At 71.1% G+C, this 18,076-nt stretch carries 15 protein-coding genes and 1 pseudogene; 7 read left to right on the forward strand and 9 right to left on the reverse strand.

Translation table 11 applies throughout. The features are described from left to right. The first annotated feature begins 5 nt into the window (after positions 1 to 5). Positions 6 to 887, forward strand: a complete 882-nt coding sequence (locus ACGFRF_RS24135; RefSeq protein WP_393743109.1) for a LysR family transcriptional regulator — start codon at positions 6 to 8, stop codon at positions 885 to 887. Here the strand turns inward: ACGFRF_RS24135 and ACGFRF_RS24140 are convergent. Further along, entirely contained in the window at positions 784 to 1,731 is a 948-nt protein-coding gene (locus tag ACGFRF_RS24140) for a DMT family transporter (protein ID WP_393743111.1), read from the reverse strand. The two genes, ACGFRF_RS24135 and ACGFRF_RS24140, sit on opposite strands and share 104 nt — an antisense overlap. A 443-nt stretch (positions 1,732 to 2,174) precedes the next feature. On the opposite strand from ACGFRF_RS24140, the gene ACGFRF_RS24145 reads away from it, so the two are divergent. From ACGFRF_RS24145 to ACGFRF_RS24160, 4 genes are all read left to right on the forward strand, one after another. After that, positions 2,175 to 2,624 carry a nucleoside deaminase gene (locus ACGFRF_RS24145; protein WP_393743113.1) on the forward strand — a complete coding sequence of 150 codons (450 nt, stop codon included), beginning with the start codon at positions 2,175 to 2,177 and terminating at the stop codon, positions 2,622 to 2,624. Between the two features lie 230 nt (positions 2,625 to 2,854). Continuing rightward, entirely contained in the window at positions 2,855 to 4,261 is a 1,407-nt protein-coding gene (locus tag ACGFRF_RS24150; protein ID WP_393743115.1) for a condensation domain-containing protein, read from the forward strand. Between the two features lie 147 nt (positions 4,262 to 4,408). Then, a complete protein-coding gene (locus ACGFRF_RS24155; protein ID WP_393743117.1) occupies positions 4,409 to 6,445 on the forward strand; it encodes a hypothetical protein in 2,037 nt (678 codons plus the stop codon). Then, positions 6,445 to 7,992, forward strand: a complete 1,548-nt coding sequence (locus ACGFRF_RS24160; protein WP_393743119.1) for an ABC transporter substrate-binding protein — start codon at positions 6,445 to 6,447, stop codon at positions 7,990 to 7,992. The genes ACGFRF_RS24155 and ACGFRF_RS24160 overlap by 1 nt, the downstream gene beginning before the upstream one ends. 17 nt (positions 7,993 to 8,009) lie before the next feature. Here the strand turns inward: ACGFRF_RS24160 and ACGFRF_RS24165 are convergent, their stop codons facing one another. The 8 genes from ACGFRF_RS24165 to hemL all read right to left on the reverse strand — a co-directional run bounded on the left by ACGFRF_RS24165 (position 8,010) and on the right by hemL (position 16,424). Beyond that, complete coding sequence (locus tag ACGFRF_RS24165; protein WP_393743121.1) at positions 8,010 to 8,462, reverse strand: hypothetical protein; 453 nt, start codon at positions 8,460 to 8,462, stop codon at positions 8,010 to 8,012. A gap of 25 nt (positions 8,463 to 8,487) precedes the next feature. Then, a complete protein-coding gene (gene ccsB / locus ACGFRF_RS24170) occupies positions 8,488 to 9,588 on the reverse strand; it encodes a c-type cytochrome biogenesis protein CcsB (protein ID WP_393743123.1) in 1,101 nt (366 codons plus the stop codon). Then, on the reverse strand, positions 9,585 to 11,348 hold the full coding sequence (locus tag ACGFRF_RS24175; protein WP_393743125.1) for a cytochrome c biogenesis protein ResB: 1,764 nt from the start codon (positions 11,346 to 11,348) through the stop codon (positions 9,585 to 9,587). Before ACGFRF_RS24175 ends, ccsB begins: the two co-directional genes overlap by 4 nt. 4 nt (positions 11,349 to 11,352) lie before the next feature. Beyond that, positions 11,353 to 12,123, reverse strand: a complete 771-nt coding sequence (locus ACGFRF_RS24180; RefSeq protein ID WP_393743127.1) for a cytochrome c biogenesis CcdA family protein — start codon at positions 12,121 to 12,123, stop codon at positions 11,353 to 11,355. 1 nt (position 12,124) lies between these two features. Further along, a complete protein-coding gene (locus ACGFRF_RS24185) occupies positions 12,125 to 12,715 on the reverse strand; it encodes a TlpA family protein disulfide reductase (RefSeq protein ID WP_393743129.1) in 591 nt (196 codons plus the stop codon). Positions 12,716 to 12,829: 114 nt separating this feature from the next. Next, positions 12,830 to 14,122, reverse strand: coding sequence for a hypothetical protein (locus tag ACGFRF_RS24190; RefSeq protein WP_393743131.1), 1,293 nt, complete (start codon positions 14,120 to 14,122; stop codon positions 12,830 to 12,832). 269 nt (positions 14,123 to 14,391) lie between these two features. Beyond that, the gene (locus tag ACGFRF_RS24195) at positions 14,392 to 15,051 is read right to left on the reverse strand and encodes a histidine phosphatase family protein (RefSeq protein ID WP_393743258.1); all 660 of its coding nucleotides are present in this window, start codon (positions 15,049 to 15,051) and stop codon (positions 14,392 to 14,394) included. Between the two features lie 47 nt (positions 15,052 to 15,098). Beyond that, entirely contained in the window at positions 15,099 to 16,424 is a 1,326-nt protein-coding gene (gene hemL / locus ACGFRF_RS24200) for a glutamate-1-semialdehyde 2,1-aminomutase (protein WP_393743260.1), read from the reverse strand. Positions 16,425 to 16,976: 552 nt separating this feature from the next. On the opposite strand from hemL, the gene ACGFRF_RS24205 reads away from it, so the two are divergent. Both ACGFRF_RS24205 and ACGFRF_RS24210 read left to right on the forward strand, forming a co-directional pair. Further along, positions 16,977 to 17,414, forward strand: a complete 438-nt coding sequence (locus ACGFRF_RS24205; RefSeq protein WP_020941521.1) for a hypothetical protein — start codon at positions 16,977 to 16,979, stop codon at positions 17,412 to 17,414. Between the two features lie 125 nt (positions 17,415 to 17,539). Continuing rightward, positions 17,540 to 17,922 (forward strand): annotated as a pseudogene (locus ACGFRF_RS24210) (mobilization protein); the annotation flags it as partial. Between the last annotated feature and the right edge of the window lie 154 nt (positions 17,923 to 18,076).

Genomic DNA, 18,076 nt, shown 5'->3' on the forward strand with positions numbered 1-18,076 from the left:
GACCCATGGAGCTGAGGCTGCTCGTCACCTTCGAGAAGGTCGCCACGGTACTGAGCTTCACCCGGGCGGCGGCCGAGCTGTCGTACGCGCAGTCCAGCGTGACCAGTCAGATCCGGGCGCTGGAGGCCTCCCTCGGCGTGGAGCTGTTCGACCGGCTCGGCAGCCGGATCCGGCTCACCGAGGCGGGCGAGCGGCTGCTGCCCTACGCCCGGCGGATCATCGAGCTGACCGAGGAGGCCCGGGCGGCCGTCACCGAGCCGGAGGAGCCGTCCGGCACCCTGACCGTCGGCACCATGGAGTCGCTGACCTCCTACCGGCTGCCCCCGCTGCTGGAGTACTTCCATCACCGCCACCCCAAGGTGCGGCTCGCCCTGCGGACCACCATCGGCGACGAGACCCGGCAGGCGCTGCGGCAGGGGACGTACGACGTGGGTTTCCTGATGGAGGAGGAGACCGAGCACCCGGGTCTGGACGGCGCGGTGCTGGCGGTCGAGCCGCTGGCGCTGGTCGCGGCGCCCGGACACGCGCTGGCCGGACGGCCGGTCGCGACGGCCGAGCTGACCGGGCAGCCCCTGCTGGCCACCGAGCCGGGCTGCGCCTACCGGGACCTGTTCGAGCGGGAGCTGTCGGCGCTGGAGCCGGTGGACTTCATGGAGTTCGGGACGATCGAGGCGACCAAGCGCGCGGCGGCGGCCGGCCTCGGGATCGCGTTGCTGCCCGAGGTGACGGTCGCCGCCGAACTCGCGGAGGGCTCCCTGGTACGGCTCGCGTGGGAGCCGCCGTTCACGCTTCGCACGCAGCTGGCGTGGCGGTCCGGGAAGCGGCTTCCGGCGCATGCCCTGCTGTTCGTGGAGCAGGCGCGGAGGCTGGCTTCCGGGCAAGGGTGACCTTGAGGCTGGCCGTCACGATCAGCGGGACTCCCAGCGCCTGGACGAGCCCGATGTGGTGGCCGTACACCGCCCAGTCCATGACCATGGCGACGGCCGGGTAGACGAAGGCGAGCACGGCGATCTTCGCGGTGGGCAGCTGGGCGTAGGCGGCGTACATCAGGACGTACATCACCCCGGTGTGCAGGAGGCCGAGCCCGGCCAGCCAGCCCCAGTCGGCGCCGGTGCCCCGCATCGCGCCGAAGTCCGCGAAGGGCAGCAGCAGCGGGATGCCGACCAGCACCTGGACGAGGGCGATCAGGTGAGGGCGTACGCCGGTGATCCGCTTGGTGACCAGTGTGGACAGGCCGTACAGGAGGGCGGCCAGGAGCGCCTGGCCGACACCGGTCAGATACGAGCCGCCGCTCGCGAAGTCGTCCGGGGTGACGCCCGAGATCAGGACCAGGCCCGCGAAAGCCAGCGCGATCCAGCCGGCCTTGGCGGCGGTGAGGCGCTCGCGGAACAGCAGGGCACCCAGCAGGACCACGTAGAACGGCTGGGTGTGATAGACGACCGTGGCGACCGAGATCGACGTGTTCTCGTACGACTGGAAGAGCAGGACCCAGTTGAAGACGATGAACACGCCGCCGAGAACGGCCAGTCCGAAGGTGCGCGCGGTGAACCCGTGGCCACGCAGCCAGCCGCGGGCGACGACGTAGGAGCCCAGCGCCAGGGCGCCGAACAGGACGCGGAAGAACACCACGTTGAAGGGCGAGGCGCCCGACTCGACGACGAAGAGACCGAGGGTGCCGGAGAGCACCATCGCGATCGTCAGCTGGGCCGTGCCCTTGTTCTCTGGGGTCATGCCCATGAAGCTACGAGCGGTCCTGGACGCCGGTCCACGCGCCAGTGGGGCGTCCTGCCGATGGCCCCATCGGTGCCGCCGATGGGTGGGCGTCGTGCGCCGAGCGCGCCGGGAGGACAGCCGGGCGGCTCTGCGGGCGGCGCTCGACACCCGCGAGCGGACCCTGACGGCCCGCACCCGGGCGATGCTCAGGGGCGCCGGCGCCCTGGCCGACCACCTCGACGCCGAACCACCACCACGCCGATCACCTCGACGCGGACCGCCTGGAAGCGGACCGTCTGGAGGCGGACCGTCTCGACGCCGGGCTCCCCGGCGCAGGCGGGACGGCGAGAGGAGTGACAGCGGGCGGGCCGGGACCGGCAGCCAGGTGATCGCGGGCGGCGGGCGACCGCGTGGTGCGCTCGCGCGTTGCCCCGATGTGTCCGGCAGCGCACAGTGAGCACATGGACGAACAGCAGGCCCGCGCCTGGCTCGCCACCGCCGTCGAGGAGGCCCGCACCGGACTCGCCGAGGGCGGCATCCCCGTCGGCGCCGCCCTCTACGGCCCGGACGGTGCCCTCCTGGGCCGCGGCCGCAACCGACGCGTCCAGGACGACGACCCCTCGACGCACGCGGAGACGGCGGCCTTCCGCGCGGCGGGCCGGCAGCGCACGTACCGTGGCACGACCATGGTCACCACCCTCTCCCCGTGCTGGTACTGCAGCGGCCTGGTACGCCAGTTCGGCATCTCCCGGGTGGTGATCGGCGAGGCCGGCACCTTCCACGGCGGCCACGACTGGCTGGCCGGGCACGGAGTGGAGGTCGTGCTCGTGGACGACCCAGGGTGCGTGGCGATGATGCGCGCCTTCATCGAGGACAACCCGGAGCTGTGGAACGAGGACATCGGTGCGTGAACCCCTTGTCGAGCCCCGAGCCCGAGCCCGAGCCCGGTCCGGACTCGCCCGTACCGTCGGCCTTCGGGTCGGCTGGGCCCCGGCCGGTCAAGGTCGGTTGTTCACTTCCGCGTTCGGCGTGCCACCCGTTCCGTTGAAATGAACCGGCCGGGCATGTCCCGGCCACGTCCCACGGCATTGCCTTGAAGGGGGGCCCGCATCCAAGGCCCCCCTTCTGCGATGGGAGACGCGTGCGAATCACTGACATCCAGCGCTGCGAGGTCCGGCCGGGACGGCTCGTCGAATGGACGCTGAGCCCGGCGACCGTCGCGGTGGCGACGGGTCTGCCGGAGGACTCCCGGCCTCCGGCCTACATCCAGGAGTCGCACATCCGGACGGCGAGGTCCGTCCGGGAGGACGGCCTGTTCGTGCCGACCTGGCTCGGCACCGCCTTCGACCTCCCGGGCCCGGCCGACCTGGATGCGCTGCAGGAGGCGCTGCGCGCCTGGACCGTGCGGCACGAGACGCTGCGCAGCGGCTTCCGCTGGGCGGGCGAGGAACTGCGCCGGTTCACGCTCGACGCCGCCGACGTCTCCCTGCGCCGGGAGGAGGCCGGCGACTTCCCCGACGCGGACGACCTCGTCCGGCACCTCCAGGACCGCTTCGACACCGTCGCGGACGCGCTGCGCTGGCCGAACCTCATCTACACGGCGGTCGTACGGGACGACGGCGCGAGCGTGTACATGGCCTTCGACCACAGCAACGTCGACGCCTACTCCCTGCACCGGATCCCCGCCGAGATCCACGAGCTGTACGCGGCGGCCCGCGCCGGAACCGAACCGGATTCCCCTGCCCCGGCCGCCAGTTACGTCGACTTCTGCGAGATCGAACGGGCGGACGCGGACGGCATCGACGGCCGGCACGCGATCGTGGGCCGCTGGCGCGAGTTCATCCGCCGCTGCGACGGGACGCTGCCGGGCTTCCCGGTCGACCTCGGCCTGGAGCCGGGCGGTCCGCTGCCCCGGCAGCAGATGCTGTGCGAGCCGCTGGTGGACGCGGACGGGGCGGCGGCGTTCGAGGCGTACTGCAGGCCCTACGGCGGCAGCCAGGTCGGTCTGCTGGCGGCGACCGCGCTGATCGTCCAGGAACTGGGCGGGCAGTCGGTGTACCGGACGGTGGTGCCGTTCCACACCCGGGTGCGGTCGCGGTGGAGCGACTCGGTGGGCTGGTACGTGGGCGGCGCGCCGATCGAGGTGCCGGTGGGCCGTGCCCCGGGCTTCCCGGACGCCCTGCGGGCGGTGCGCGCCGAACTGCAGGCGAACCGGCCGTTGTCCCGGATGCCGCTGGCCCGGGTGCTGAGCCTGCTCGGCTCGGACTTCCGGCCGACCTCGCCCGACCTGTACTCGATCGTCTCCTACGTCGACGCCCGGACCATCCCCGGCGCCGAGCGGTGGGCCGAGCAGAAGGCGCACGGGCTGCTCCGGGTGTCGTACGGGGACCAGGTGTGCGTGTGGGTGAACCGGCTGCACGAGGGGCTGTGGCTGGCGAGCCGGTACCCGGACACGGACGTGGCGGGGAAGAACCTGCGGCTGTACGTCGAACGGCTGCGGGACCACATCGCCTCGGTGGCGCACGGCAGCCTCCCGGCGGTTTCGTAACACAACGGACACCACTGGCTCTGGCCTGGAGCAACTCCCCCTTCTTACACTGCTGTTGAGGGGGGCGATGCGGTGCACAGACGGTTGCACGGGCGTGGGGCGCTCTTCGATGCCGATCCGCCCGGTCTCGCGCCGCGGCTGGTGGGCATGCGCCCGCATCACCATCGCGGTCATCCGCTGGAGCACCCGGACGAGCCGCCGTTCGTGGTGCTGACCGGGGCGCGCGGGCTCGGCAAGAGCGCGGTCCTCGCCGAGCTGCGGGACTCCTACCAGGGGCACACGCCGGTCGCGCTGGTCGACTGCGCGGAGGAGCAGTTCGCGGGTCCGCCTGCGGACCGGCCCGCCGATTCCTGGTCGCCGCTCGCGCAGGCGCTGCTGGTGCTCGCCGAGCAGCTCGCGGAGCCGGTGACGGGCGCCGGGCGGATCACCTTCCCACGGCTGATGTCGGGCCTGGTCGCGGTGGCCGCGGGCGGCTGGGGCGACGCCGACTCCGAGCGGATCCGCCGGGAGGTCGAACGGATCCTGCTGCTGAACGAGAGCGGCTCGTGGATCACCGGGCTGGCCGGGCGCTGGGCCGGGAAGGTGGCGGCGAAGGTGGTCGCCGCGGCCACCGGCACCGGGCCGCTGGTGTCGGGCGCCATCGAGGCGACGCTGGAGTCCGTCGCGGAGGGCTTCGCCAGCCGCCGGCACCAGAAGGCGTCCGTCTGGTACCGGACGTATCCGAACGCGGGCGGCAACGCGCAGCGCGGGCTGATCCTGCTGTCCGGGCACTTCCGGGCGGGCGGCACCTCGCGGGAGCACGCCGAGCGGTATCTGGTGCGGGCGCTGCTGGCCGATCTCACGGAGGCGTACGCGGGCGTGCTGCCGCGGATGCAGCGGCTGGGCCGGCCGCTGGTGCTGCTCGACAACGCGCAGTCGGCACCGGGCCCGGGGCTCGTGGCGGCCGTGCTGCGCGACCGGGCCGAGGGCATCGCCGACCAGGTGGCGTTCGTCGCGGCCCGGCGGGGCGAGGGCCGCGAGGAGCTGCGCAGCGCGGTCCGGCGGGAGCTGCCGGAGGTGGCCCGGCGCAGCGACTGGACGCCGGACGCGACGCCCTCGTCGCGGGCACTGCTGCTCGCCCTGCCGCCGCTGAGCCCGGACGACACGCTGCACATCGTCGGCGCGGCCTGCGAGGACGCCCCCGTGCCGCCCGAGCTGCCGCATGCCGCGCACCGGTTGACCGGCGGGAACCCGCTGGGCATCGTGCTGCTCGCCGAGGCGGCCGCGCAGCATCTGCCCGGCGCGTCCGCGCTGGGTGAGCTGCTCACCGCGGAGGTACGGCCCGCCGAGGACCGGCCCGGCCGGTCCGGCCGGCCCGTCTACGAGGCGCTGCTGGACCGGCTGGTGCCGGCCGAGCACCTGGAGGAGCTGACCGTGCTGGCCGCCGCCCACGACCACGGCTCGGCCTGCGCGCTGGCCGCGGAGCTGCTCCCGGACACCTTCGGACCGGCGAGCGTACGGGCCCTGCAGACGCTGCTCGCCGAGGAGGGACTGCCCGCCGTGCCGGGCCGGTTCGTCGGCGACCCGTTCGTACGCACCCTGCTGCTGCTCCGGCTGCACCTGCGCGACGCCGACCACGCGTCGTGGCGTACCGCGCACGAGACGCTGATCGTCCACTACACCGCAGCCGAGCACGCCCGTTACCGGCTGCACCACGAACTCGCGCTGGGCCTCACGGAGTCGGCCGTCGCCCATCTGCGCGACACCTTCCCGACGGCGGCCCCCGGTGCCTGGCTGCGCACCCTGCGGTTCATCGCGTCCGCGCCCTACTTCCACGCGCACGACGCCGAGGGCCGCGACTTCGGCGGTCGCGGCGACCGGCGGGCCGCGGTGGCACTGGGCCGCACGGACGCGGAGCACCCCGTGCCGGAGGGCGCGGACGCCGTACTGCACCTGCGGATACGGCGGTTGCTGCACGCGGTGTGGCAGCTGACGGATCCGCTGGTGCTGCCCGACCCGCAGGTGTGCGACCGGCTCCGCTTCGAGCTGGAGCAGCTGTCCAACCTGCGGCCGGCGGGCAACGCGCTGCTGTGGCGGGCCTCCCGGGACTGGCCGGCGGCGGCGCTCGCCGGGCGCCCGATGGACGGTCCCGACGACCCCGACGGCACGGACGACGGCCCGGACGACCGGAGCGGGGAGGAATGATGGCGCGCAGGGGTGTGGGGACGTGGGTGCGCGAGGGCGTGTGGGAGATCCCGCTGCGCCGCTATCTCGCCCTGCTGGTGGCGGCGGCCCTGGTGACCGGCCTGGTGTTCGCGGTACGCACCCTCACCGACGAGGACCGGTCGTGCGCGCCCGGGGTGAGCCGGCCGGAGGGCAGCGAGGAGTGCGTCGGCGTGGCGACGGGCCCGTACGACTTCGGGCAGGCCCAGCTGCGGGAGGTCGTACGGGCGATCGGGCGGGAGAACGACCGGCTGGAGCCCGGCGGCTCGGTGACGGTGGCGCTGATGCTGCCGTACACCTCCACCTCCCCGACCAGCCTGAACGACATCCAGCACCAGCTCCAGGGCGCCTACCTGGCGCAGTACCAGGCCAACCACGACTCCAACGGGGAGGCCCCGCAGATCCGGCTGGTGCTGGCCAACCCGGGGGCGACGGGCGGCCACTGGCGGCAGACGGTCGACCAGCTGACCCGGATGACGACGAGCGCGGACCGGCTGCGCGCGGTCGCCGGCGTGGGGCAGAGCACCGACGCCAACAAGAAGGCCGTCAAGGAGCTGACCCGGCGCCACGTCCCGGTGATCGGCTCCTCGATCACCGCCGACGACCTCGCCAACGGGCAGCGCGGCAAGGACCCCTACCCCGGTCTCGCCCGCGTCTCGCCGACCAACACCGACGAGGCCCGCGCGCTGGCCTCGTTCGCCAAGGTGAGCGCGGGCAAGGCGCTGCTGGTGTACGACAAGCCCGGTGACCCGTACACGCGGACGCTGCAGGAGTCGTTCGCGGCGCTGATCAAGGGCTCGCCGTACGAGCCGCAGCCGTTCACCCCGCCCGCCGACCGCAGTGCGGAGGGCACGACGGCGAACACCTTCCGGCAGATCACGCACCTGGTGTGCGACACCTCCCGGGAGACGGACACGATCCTGTTCGCGGGCCGGCACACCCAGCTGCGGCAGTTCATCAACGCGCTCGGCGGGCGCGGCTGCCAGGACCGGACGTTCACGGTGCTGACCGGCGACGAGGCCTCCTACCTGACCCACGAGAAGGACCTGGACCGTGCTGCGCTGCGGCACAACCTCTCCGTGCGCTACACCTCCCTGGCCCACCCGGACGCCTGGACGAAGAACCCGGTGCGCACGGGCGGCTCGGCGGCGGACTTCACCGCGCTGCAGAAGCTGGTGACGGCCGCCGGGCGGGGGCCGATGGGCCCGATCGGTTCCGTCGCGCTGGACGACGGGCAGCTGATCATCGGCTACGACACCCTGCGGCTGGCGGTGCACGGCATCCGCGAGGCGGTGCCGGGTGGCGGGAGCGTCCCGTCGCTCGCGGACGTGGGTCTGCAGTGGCCGCAGGTCAAGGGCTCGCTGCGGGTGGACGGGGCGAGCGGCTGGATCTGCTTGGACGTGCACGGCAACCCGTACGACAAGGCCGTGCCGATCGTGGAGCTGACCCCGCAGGGCGGCTCGAGCTTCGTCCGGATCGCCTGGCCGGAGGGGAAGCCGCCGGGGAAGGAGTGCCTGCCGCCGTCCTAGGGCCTGTCAGACGGGCCCTAGGTGAACTGGCCGGGGAGGGGCTGCGTGGGCTCCGGGCCGGGAGGGTTCCGCGAGGGCTCCATATCGGCGATCAGATGTTCGAATCGGGCGCGCCAGGCGGACTCGGACTCGCCCTCGCCCTGGAACTCGTGGGTGAAGCGCAGCACGCTCCCCCGGTCCCCTTCCCGCTCCAGATGGAACCGGATCCGGCCGCCGTCCCCGACCGTGTACTCGGCGACCCGGTCCACGTCCCACGCGGTGATCCGCCCGGCACCCAGGTCACGCAGGACGATCTCGCCGTCGAGCCGGGGCTCCAGAACGTCGACGGCGGTGAACCAGCCCCCGAGTCCCTCGGGGGTGGCCACCGCCGACCAGACGTCCTCCATGCGCCGCGGGATCCGCACCAGGAAGTGGAGTATGTGCGTGTTCCCGTGCGTCTGGCTGGTGCCTTGTTCGATGGAACCGCTCATGACACCAGTGTCACCGACCGGGCGATTACACGCCCGCGTAGGAGTGCTTGCCGCTGACGAAGATGTTGACTCCGTAGTAGTTGAACAGCCAGCACCCGAAGGCGAGCAGCGCCAGGTAGGCGGCCTTGCGGCCCTTCCAGCCGGCCGTGGCGCGGGCGTGCAGGTAGCAGGCGTAGGCGATCCAGGTGATGAAGGACCAGGTCTCCTTCGGGTCCCAGTTCCAGTAGCGGCCCCAGGCGTCGCCCGCCCAGATCGCGCCCGCGATGATCGTGAACGTCCACAGCGGGAAGACGGCCGCGTTGACCCGGTAGGCGAACTTGTCGAGCGAGGCGGAGGCGGGCAGCCGCTCCAGCACCGAGGAGGCGAAGGAGCCGGGCTTGCCGCCGGTCTCCAGCTTGTTCTCGTACGAGTCCTTGAACAGGTACAGGATCGTGGCGACCGCGCCGACGTAGAACACCGCGCCGCAGAAGATCGCGGTGGACACGTGGATGTACAGCCAGTACGAGTGCAGCGCGGGAACCAACTGGTCGCTCGCGGTGTACAAGACGGTGACGGCGAGACCGAGGTCGAGGAGGACCGAGGTGATCAGGAACAGCCCGAGCCAGCGCACGTTCTTCTTCAGTGCCAGCAGCGCGAGGTACACGCCTACGGCGACCGTGGAGAAGGTGATGTTGAACTCGTACATGTTGCCCCACGGCGCCCGCTGCACGGAGGCCGCGCGGGAGACGACCCCGCCCAGCTCCACGAGGAAGGCGAGCACGGTGAGGGAGATGGCGATACGCCCGTAGAGGTCGCCCTGCGCGTCCCCGCCGTGCGCGCCGGGCCCGTCCGGCACGTCCCGGGCACCGGACGCGGAGCGCACGACGACCTTGGGCCGTTCCAGTACGGCGGTCCCGCCGGCCTGCTTGACGGTGACGGCGGGCCCGCTCGCCTTCCGCGCGCTGTCGGCGGTGAGCGCGGCGGCCGTCCGGCCGACCTTGCTGCGGCTGCCGAAGAGCCACTCGGCGATGTACGCGAAGAAGGCGAGGGTGTACACGGCCATCGACGAGTAGATCAGCGTGTTGCTGATGCTCGCCAGGTGTTCGTTGGTCGCTACGGCGAGATCGGTTGCGGCGGCGAGAGTCACTTCTCAGCCCCTTCGGCAGGTACGACTGGGGATTCGGCGGAGGCGTCGGTGGAGTCTTGGGAGGAGTCGGCGTCCGGGTCGTCACCGGGGTCGGCCGCCCCCGGCGCCTGGTCGTAGAGGGTTCCGGCGAGGGCGCCCAGTTCCTCGGGCACCTTCGCGGACTCGCTGCGGCCGAGCCCGGCCATCTCGACGACCGTGACGCCGTCGGTGCCGCGCACCGCCCGCACCCACACCCGGCGGCGCTGGATGAACAGGGAGCCGGCCAGACCGAAGATCGCGGCGAGGGCACCGCCGAGCGCCCAGCCGCTGCCCGGCTCCTGGACGATCTCGAAGCCGGCCCACTCCTTGATGTCCTTCTCGAAGGTGATGGACCCGGCGCCGTTCGGCAGCTTCATGGTCTCGCCGGGCTTCAGGTTCACCCTCAGCTGCGCGCCCTTGGCGTCCTTGTAGTCCTTCATGTGGGTCTTGTCGAGCTGGTACACGCTCTGCGGGATGCCCGAGTCGACACCGAGGTCGCCGTGGTACGGCTCCAGGTTCAGCACCGGGTTGAGCAGCGCGGGGAACGCCGAGGCGATCTCCATGCCGGCCCCGCCGTAGGTCGGCAGGAAGAAGGCCTTGACACCCAGCTGCTCCTTCACGCCCTTGGCGTTGCGGTAGCCGTCCATGACCTTGACGACGCCCTGGGAGGTGACGTTGCCGTCGAGCGGCAGCAGCGGTACGGCGTCGTGGTAGACGACCTTGCCCTTGCCGTCGCGGACGGTCATGACAGGGGCGTAGCCGTGGCTGACGAGGTAGACCTTGGAGTCGTCGATCTCCAGCGGCTGGTTGACCTTGACGGTGGTCGTCCGTTCCTTGCCGTAGGCGCCCTTGCTGTAGGTGATCCTCGCCTGGTAGGTGCGCGGGGTGCCGCGGTTGGGGCCGGTCAGCTCGTAGGTGCCCGTGAAGTCCTTCAGGTCGAAGCTGAACGGCACGAGGTCGTCGTTGTGGAACAGGCTGCCGGACTTGAAGTCGTCGTACATCGGCAGCGCGTTGGAGAAGCCGTCGCCCTCCACCATCAGCTTGGTGCCGTCCGACTTGTACAGCTGACCCGAGGCGAAGGCGATCAGCAGCACGATCAGCGCGATGTGGAAGACCAGGTTGCCCACCTCGCGCAGGTACCCCTTCTCGGCGGCGACGGCGTCACCGGCGACATGGGCGCGGAAGCGGCGCCGCTTCAGCAGGGCGAGCGCGGCCTCGCGGACCTGCTCCGGGTCGGCCTCGGTACGCCACGTCGTGTACGCGGGCAGCCGGTTCAGCCGCTTGGGCGCGCCCGGCGGACGGCCGCGGAGCTGGCCGACGAACTGCCAGGTGCGCGGGATGATGCAGCCGATGAGGGAGACGAACAGCAGGATGTAGATCGCGGAGAACCACACCGAGCTGTAGACGTGGAACAGGCCGAGCTTGTCGTACACCGGCGCCAGCGTCCTGTGGGCGGCGCGGAAGTCCTCGACCTTGCTCGCGTCGGCGCCGCTCTGCGGGATCAGCGAGCCGGGGATCGCGCCGAGCGAGAGCAGCAGGAGCAGCAGCAGCGCGACCCGCATGGAGGTCAGCTGCCGCCAGAACCAGCGGGCCCAGCCGATGACGCCGAGGCCGGGCAGACTCGACAGCTCCTCCCGCGGGGCCGTCGACAGCTGGGAGCCCGCCGCCCCCAGCTCCTCCTGCTCGCGGCCCTCGGCGGCGTCCGGGGAGCTGCCGGGCTCGGTCTTGGAAGTCGTGCTCATCGCGTCAGATCCCCACAGTGAAGCCGTTGGACCAGGTCTGCATCTGCTGTACGAGGCTGTTCCAGGCACCGGTCAGCAGCAGCACACCGGTCACGATCATCATCGTGCCGCCGATGCGCATCACCCAGACATAGTGGCGCTTGACCCAGGCGAAGGCGCCGAGGGCCTTGCGGAAGGCGACCGCGGTGAGGACGAAGGGCACCCCGAGGCCGAGGCAGTAGATCACCGTCAGCAGGGCGCCGCGCCCGGCACTCGCCTCGTTCCAGGAGAGTGCGTTCACCGAGGAGAGGGTCGGGCCGAGGCAGGGCGTCCATCCGATGCCGAAGAGGGCGCCGAGTACGGGCGCGCCCACCAGACCGGTGGCCGGCCGCTTGTGGAAGCGGAACTCGCGCTGGGTGAACCAGGGCATCAGCCCCATGAAGAACACGCCCATGAGGATCATGAGGACGCCGAGCGCCTTGCTCAGCGGGTCCTTGTAGTCCTGCAGGGTCGAGCCGAAGTAGCCGAACAGCGCCCCGCCGGAGACGAAGACGGCGCTGAAGCCGATGACGAACAGGGAGGCACCGGCGACCATCCGGCCGCGGCGGGCCTCGGCCAGGTCGGTGCCGGCGACCCCGGTGACGTAGGAGAGGTAACCGGGGACCAGCGGGAGGACACAGGGCGAGAAGAAGGAGATCAGGCCGCCGAGCAACGCCACCGGTGCGGAGACCAGCAGGGCCCCGTGGAGCACGGTCTGGTTCTGGCCGGTCGCGGCCAGCGTCAAGGTGGCGCTCACGTCACTTCTCCGCCAGGACCGGCTTGACCATCTTCAGCAGGTTCGTGTCGTCGAGCGGCTGCAGCGCCCGCGCCGCGACCTTCCCCTGCTTGTCGATGACGAGCGTGGAGGGGATCAGCTGCGGGTTGAGGGTGCCCTTCTTGAAGCGGAGCATCAGCTTGCCCGTGGGGTCGTACAGGCTCGGGTAGCCGATCCCGTTCTCCTTCTCGAAGGCGACCGCGGGGGTGGTGCTGGTGTCCCGGGTGTTGATGCCGACGAACTGCACGCCCTTGCCCGCGTAGTCCTTCGACACCTTCGCGAAGTACTTCGCCTCCTCCCGGCACGGTCCGCACCAGGAGCCCCAGACGTTGACGACGACGACCTGGCCCTTGTAGTCGGCGACGTCCAGGGTCTTGCCGTCGATCGTCTTGCCGGACAGGTCGGGTGCCGTGGCGCGCTTGTCCTGGGGCGCGGTGTCGATGCCGTTGTTGCCGGTGACGAAGTGGGTGTCGCCACCGCCGCCGGACGTGCCGCCCTTACCGCACGCGGACAGGGTCAGGGCCGAGACGGCGGCCACGGCGCTGAGCAGGACGGCGCGGCTACGGGTACTCATGTGAAAAGTTTCGCATGCCTGTTCCGGGGATCTCGCGCGCCCCCCTGCGGGGCGGAAAACCGCATTTCAGGGCGTATTTACACGGGACATTTCGGTCAGCACGCCCCGGATGCCTCAGGCGGCGTCCGAGGAGGCCGCCTCGGTGTCCCGCAGGAACTCCTTCCAGCCGCCGACGGGCCGCTGCCCGACCTCCAGCGTCCGCAGCTTGGCGAGCACCTCGGGCTTCTGCACGTCCATCCAGTCCACGAACTGCCGGAAGGAGACCAGCCGCACGTCCGCACCCTTCTCCTTCTCCCGCGCGATGTGCGTGAAGGCCTCCTCGACGGAGTCCATGTAGATGCCGCCGTTCCACTGCTCGAAGTGGTTGCCGACGAAGAATGGTGCCCGGTTTGTCTCGTATGCCCGCTGGAATCCCTGGATGTACGCCTGCGCGGACTGCTTGCGCCAGCCGGGGTAGTTGTAGGCGGGCGCCTTGGTGGAGTTCAGGGACTGGTTGGCGAGCATGTTGTAGTCCATCGACAGGACCTCGAAGGGACGTCCGGGGAAAGGTATCTGCTGCAACGGCAGGTCCCAGATCCCCAGCTTCTTGTCCGGCCACACCTGACGGCCGCCCGGCGAGGAGGCGTCGTAGCGCCAGCCCAGCTTCCGGGCGGTGGGCAGCAGGTTGTCCTGACCGAGCAGACAGGGCGTACGACCGCCCACCAGCTCCTTGTCGTAGTCGAAGGGCAGCGACGGCAGATCGGTCCACCCGGTGTTCGTCCGCCACTCCGTCACGAACGCCTTGGCCTGCCGGATCTCGCTCTGCCACTGCTGCGGGGTCCAGTTGGCGACCGTGCCGTGACCGGCGCAGAAGTGCCCGTTGAAGTGGGTGCCGATCTCGTGCCCCTCGAGCCAGGCCCGGCGCACATTGGTGAGCGTGGCCTTGATGTGCTCGTCGGTGAGGTAGCCGATGTCGGAGGCGCCGCGCGGGTTGTTCGGGGGCTCGTACAGCCGCTTCTTCGACTCGGGCAGCAGATACAGACCCGAGAGGAAGAAGGTCATGCTCGCGCCGTGCTCCTTGGCGAGGTCCAGGAAGCGCGGGAAGAGCCCGTTGCCGACCTCGCCGGCGCCGTCCCAGGAGAAGATCACGAACTGCGGCGGGGTCTGCCCCGGCTCCAGCGGCTCGGGCTTGGCCGGCTGGTGCGGCTGCCTGCCGGTGAAGGAGGTCGAGCCGTCACCGATGGGCCGGACCGGATGCGCGCTGCTCCTGCTCCGCGGCTCGGCGCTCCCCTTGCCGGAACCGCCCTGGTGACCGGCGCCGTCCGAGGACTTGAGACTCCCGCAGCCGGCGAGACCGGCGGCGGCCGCCGCGCCCGCGCCGAGGCCGAGCGTTGCCCGCCGGGAGAAGGTCCGGGAGATGGTGGGCATGGAGATCCCCGATTCGTCGCGCCTGCTGGTGGTCACCCAGTCAGAGGGCGCGACGATCGGGGAGGTTCCGTTGAATTATGTGCTTTTCATCACGAGCGCCGCAGAAGTGCGCTAAGAGACGGCAAACGGGCCGTCACAAACGGCTGATCCAGGCGTGTCAGACGCTCGGTTCGTCAGGCGCCCGGTCTGCCAGGCGCCCGGTTTGTCGGGCCTTCTGTTTGCCGGGCCCCCAGTGTGCCGGGCCCCTCGCTTGCCAGGCCCCTCGTCCGTCAGGCCCCGAAGGCCTTCCCCTGGACCGTTCCCTTGCCCTTCTGTGGCTTGGCGCCGGCCCGCAGGTGGACGGGGACGAGATCGATGGCGGGCTCGCTGTAGCCCACCGAGACGATCTTGTCGCCCTGGTAGGTGAACGTCGTCAGGGAGGCCAGCGTGCACTGCCGCTTGCGCGGATCGTGCCACAGCCGCCGCCGCTCGACGTACGACCGCACGATCCAGATCGGCAGCTGATGGCTGACCAGGACCGCCTCGTGCCCGCGCGCCTGGTCCTTGGCCGCGTTCAGCGCGCCCATCATCCGCACGACCTGGTCGATGTACGGCTCTCCCCAGGACGGCCGGAACGGGTTGACGAGGTGCTTCCAGTTGTCCGGATTGCGCAGGGCGCCGTCCCCGACGCCGAACGTCTTGCCCTGGAAGACGTTGCCGGCCTCGATGAGCCGCTCGTCGGTGTCCAGGTCGAGGCCGTGCGCCTTGGCGATCGGGGTGGCGGTCTCCTGCGCCCGCTCCAGCGGGGAGGCGACGACATAGGTGACGTCCCGCGAGGCGAGGTGCTCGGCGACCCGGTCGGCCATCTGCCGACCCAGCTCGGACAGGTGGTAGCCGGGCAGCCGCCCGTAGAGGATGCCGTCCGGGTTCTCGACCTCGCCGTGCCGCATGAGGTGGACGACGGTGATGTCCTTGCCGCTGCTGCTGTTCCCGTTGCTCACGCGGTGGCCTCCGCAGCCGCCCGGGCCGCCGCCGGAAGGGCGTCGGCGATCTTCTGGATGGCCCGCTCGTCATGGGCCGTGGACACGAACCAGGACTCGAAGGACGACGGCGGCAGGTAGACGCCGTTCGACAGCAGCGAGTGGAAGAACGCGGTGAAGCGGAACGACTCCTGCCGCTTGGCGTCCTCGTAGTTCCGCACCTGCCGGTCGGTGAAGAACACGGAGAACATGTTGGAGGCGGTCTGCAGCCGGTGCGCGACGCCCTCCTTGGTCAGCGCCTCGGTGACGAGGGACTGGATCTGCGCCGAGACGGCGTCCACCTTCTCGTAGGCCGCGTCGTCGAGGAGCCGCAGCTGGGCGAGCCCGGCGGCCGTGGCGACCGGGTTCCCGGAGAGGGTGCCGGCCTGGTAGACGGGCCCGGCGGGCGCGAGGTGGGCCATGACGTCGGCCCGCCCGCCGAAGGCGGCGGCGGGGAAGCCGCCGCCCATGACCTTCCCGAAGGTCATGAGGTCGGGGGTGACCCCGTCGACGCCGTACCAGCCGCTCCTGCTGGTGCGGAACCCGGTCATCACCTCGTCGGAGATGTAGAGGGCGCCGTTCTTGTGACAGGCGTCCCTGAGCCCTTGGTTGAACCCGGGGTCCGGCGGCACTACGCCCATGTTGCCGGGCGAGGCCTCCGTGATCACGCACGCGATCTCGCCCGGGTGCCGGTGGAAGGCCTCCTGCACGGCCTCCAGGTCGTTGTACGGCAGGACGATCGTGTCGCCCGCCTGGGCACCGGTGACGCCCGGGGTGTCGGGCAGCGCGAAGGTCGCGACACCGCTGCCGGCCGCCGCGAGCAGCGAGTCCACGTGCCCGTGGTAGCACCCGGCGAACTTGATCACCTTGGCGCGCCGGGTGAACCCGCGGGCGAGCCGGATGGCCGACATGGTGGCCTCGGTCCCGCTGCTGACGAGCCGGACCTGCTCGACGGGCGCCACCCGGGCGACGATCTCCTCGGCGAGCGCGACCTCGCCCTCACCGGGCGTGCCGAAGGACGTACCGCAGGCGACGGCCTCCTGGACGGCGGCGATGACCTCGGGGTGGGAGTGCCCGAGGATCATGGGGCCCCAGGAGCACACGAGATCGACGTACTCGCGCCCGTCGGCGTCGGTGAGGTAGGCCCCCTTCCCGGACACCATGAACCGCGGGGTGCCGCCGACGGCGCGGAAGGCGCGCACCGGCGAGTTCACACCGCCGGGCGTGACGGCGGAGGCACGGTCGAAGAGCGCCTGGGACGCGGGCGCTTCGTACGGATAGGGCGTTTCGCTCTGGGCACTCATGACGTGCGACTTCTCCGCCTTCTCGGACTCCGGTTGCATGGTGACCCCCTCAGGGTAGGCCGCGCCCGGTCCGGACCGCGGACGACCTCAAGATCAAAGCGGTGCGGTCCACCATCTGCGAGACTGAGACCTGATACACACAGCTCATACGCACGTAATGATCAGAGGCCGGGAAGTTTTCCCCCGCGGACTGTTGTTTCACCGCACGTTTCGGCGGGCGGCCGTGGGGGAGGTCACTGACACGATGATCGGGTTGCGCGGCGGGGGCCACGCGTCCTAGAAAAGCAGTCGGGTGGAGATATGCATCGCGGTGGCGGACTGGGCGAGGGGACTGATGACCTGGGTCCTCGACGTGCCCGGCGGGGAAGGCACCGGCGCGACGCGGAGGAGACCGCCGAAACACGTCAGACTGACGCACGTCAGGCACAGGGTGTACCGAGTGAGCCCGAGCGGTACGACCGGCAGATCGAGCAGCAGCTGGACCGACCGATCGACCGCCGGCTCGACCACCGGGTCGACCGCCTCCGGGCGGGGAGCAGGAATGGTGGTCGGGTGGGGGTGACGTACAAATACTTCGGCGCGCCGGACGGCGCGACCGCGGCCCGCGTCCCCATCTCGATGCGCCCCGAGGAACTCGGCGGCGACGAGCTGGGCATGAACGGCATGTTCACCAAGATCAAGCCGGAGACGATGGCCGCGATGGTGCTGACCGGCATCCAGGGCGTGCCCCTGCACAAGGTGCCGCCCCTCGAACTGGTCGTCCTGCACCCCGACTACGCGGTCGTCAAACTCCCCACGACGGTCGTCGACCCCCTGCGCGGCATCGGCGAGGAGGCGGTCGGCGCGGCCGCCTTCATCTGGTCGACGGTCCCCGACCGAGGTGGCCCGCGGGACGCGTTCAACGTCTACCAGCTGCTGCACGAGTGGCAGGACTTCTCGCACCGGCTGCATGAGGCGGGACACCAGCCTTATTGCCTGGTGTGGCCCTGAGCTGGGGTTTGTGGGATTTGGGCGGGGCTTCCGGGTCTCGCTCCTGCTGGTGCCGGAGGGGGCCGTCAGGCGGCCGGGGCACATTGAGAACACATGGATTCGGGTGAGGGCGCCGATGTGCCCACGCGTACGCGCAGATCTCCGGACCGGTCCTGATCGGCCTCGCCGGCAGGGCGCCCCGCCCGCAGACCAAGCGCCGGTACGCCCACCACCTTCAGCAGGCCGCCCCCGAGCACGCAGAGCGCATCCTGGCCGACTCCGTCTGGGATGCCCTGGCCACAGTGCTCGCCGAGGCGGAAGCAACCGGGCACAACGCGACCGCGATCCTCAACCGGGCCCTGAGCCAGCGCACGCTGGACGACGCCCGCAGTCCCGCCCGGCGCTGACCTGGCGCGCCCGCCGCCTCGGCGAACGCCACGCCCCCGGTCCGCGGGCGCAGGCAGCCAGTGCTCGCCACGCTGCTGGGTCCACCCTTGCAGGAACCCCGGATTCGGCAGCGCTGACCAGACCTCATCGAGCCGCCACCTGTTTGCTCCACCTCCAAGCCTCCGAGTATCCGAACCACACGCTGATCGACTTCGGACGAGAGGCGCCTTTCGGTCAATGTTCGACCTGGTCCCCTCTGTGCGCGGCTTGTACGGGTTTGCGGTATGGCCACACTC

It is taken from the genome of Streptomyces sp. NPDC048521 (assembly GCF_043199855.1).
In the GTDB taxonomy this organism is placed as follows: Bacteria; Actinomycetota; Actinomycetes; order Streptomycetales; family Streptomycetaceae; genus Streptomyces.

Excerpts from the sequence above, each read along its gene's own strand:
- ACGFRF_RS24145 (WP_393743113.1), top strand. The coding sequence starts at position 2,175 with ATGGACGAACAGCAGGCCCGCGCCTGGCTCGCCACCGCCGTCGAGGAG.
- ACGFRF_RS24135 (WP_393743109.1), top strand. The coding sequence starts at position 6 with ATGGAGCTGAGGCTGCTCGTCACCTTCGAGAAGGTCGCCACGGTACTG.
- ACGFRF_RS24140 (WP_393743111.1), bottom strand. The coding sequence starts at position 1,731 with ATGACCCCAGAGAACAAGGGCACGGCCCAGCTGACGATCGCGATGGTG.
- ACGFRF_RS24175 (WP_393743125.1), bottom strand. The coding sequence starts at position 11,348 with ATGAGCACGACTTCCAAGACCGAGCCCGGCAGCTCCCCGGACGCCGCC.
- ACGFRF_RS24185 (WP_393743129.1), bottom strand. The coding sequence starts at position 12,715 with ATGAGTACCCGTAGCCGCGCCGTCCTGCTCAGCGCCGTGGCCGCCGTC.
- hemL (WP_393743260.1), bottom strand. The coding sequence starts at position 16,424 with ATGAGTGCCCAGAGCGAAACGCCCTATCCGTACGAAGCGCCCGCGTCC.
- ACGFRF_RS24160 (WP_393743119.1), top strand. The coding sequence starts at position 6,445 with ATGGCGCGCAGGGGTGTGGGGACGTGGGTGCGCGAGGGCGTGTGGGAG.
- ACGFRF_RS24165 (WP_393743121.1), bottom strand. The coding sequence starts at position 8,462 with ATGAGCGGTTCCATCGAACAAGGCACCAGCCAGACGCACGGGAACACG.
- ACGFRF_RS24195 (WP_393743258.1), bottom strand. The coding sequence starts at position 15,051 with ATGCGGCACGGCGAGGTCGAGAACCCGGACGGCATCCTCTACGGGCGG.
- ACGFRF_RS24190 (WP_393743131.1), bottom strand. The coding sequence starts at position 14,122 with ATGCCCACCATCTCCCGGACCTTCTCCCGGCGGGCAACGCTCGGCCTC.
- ACGFRF_RS24155 (WP_393743117.1), top strand. The coding sequence starts at position 4,409 with ATGCGCCCGCATCACCATCGCGGTCATCCGCTGGAGCACCCGGACGAG.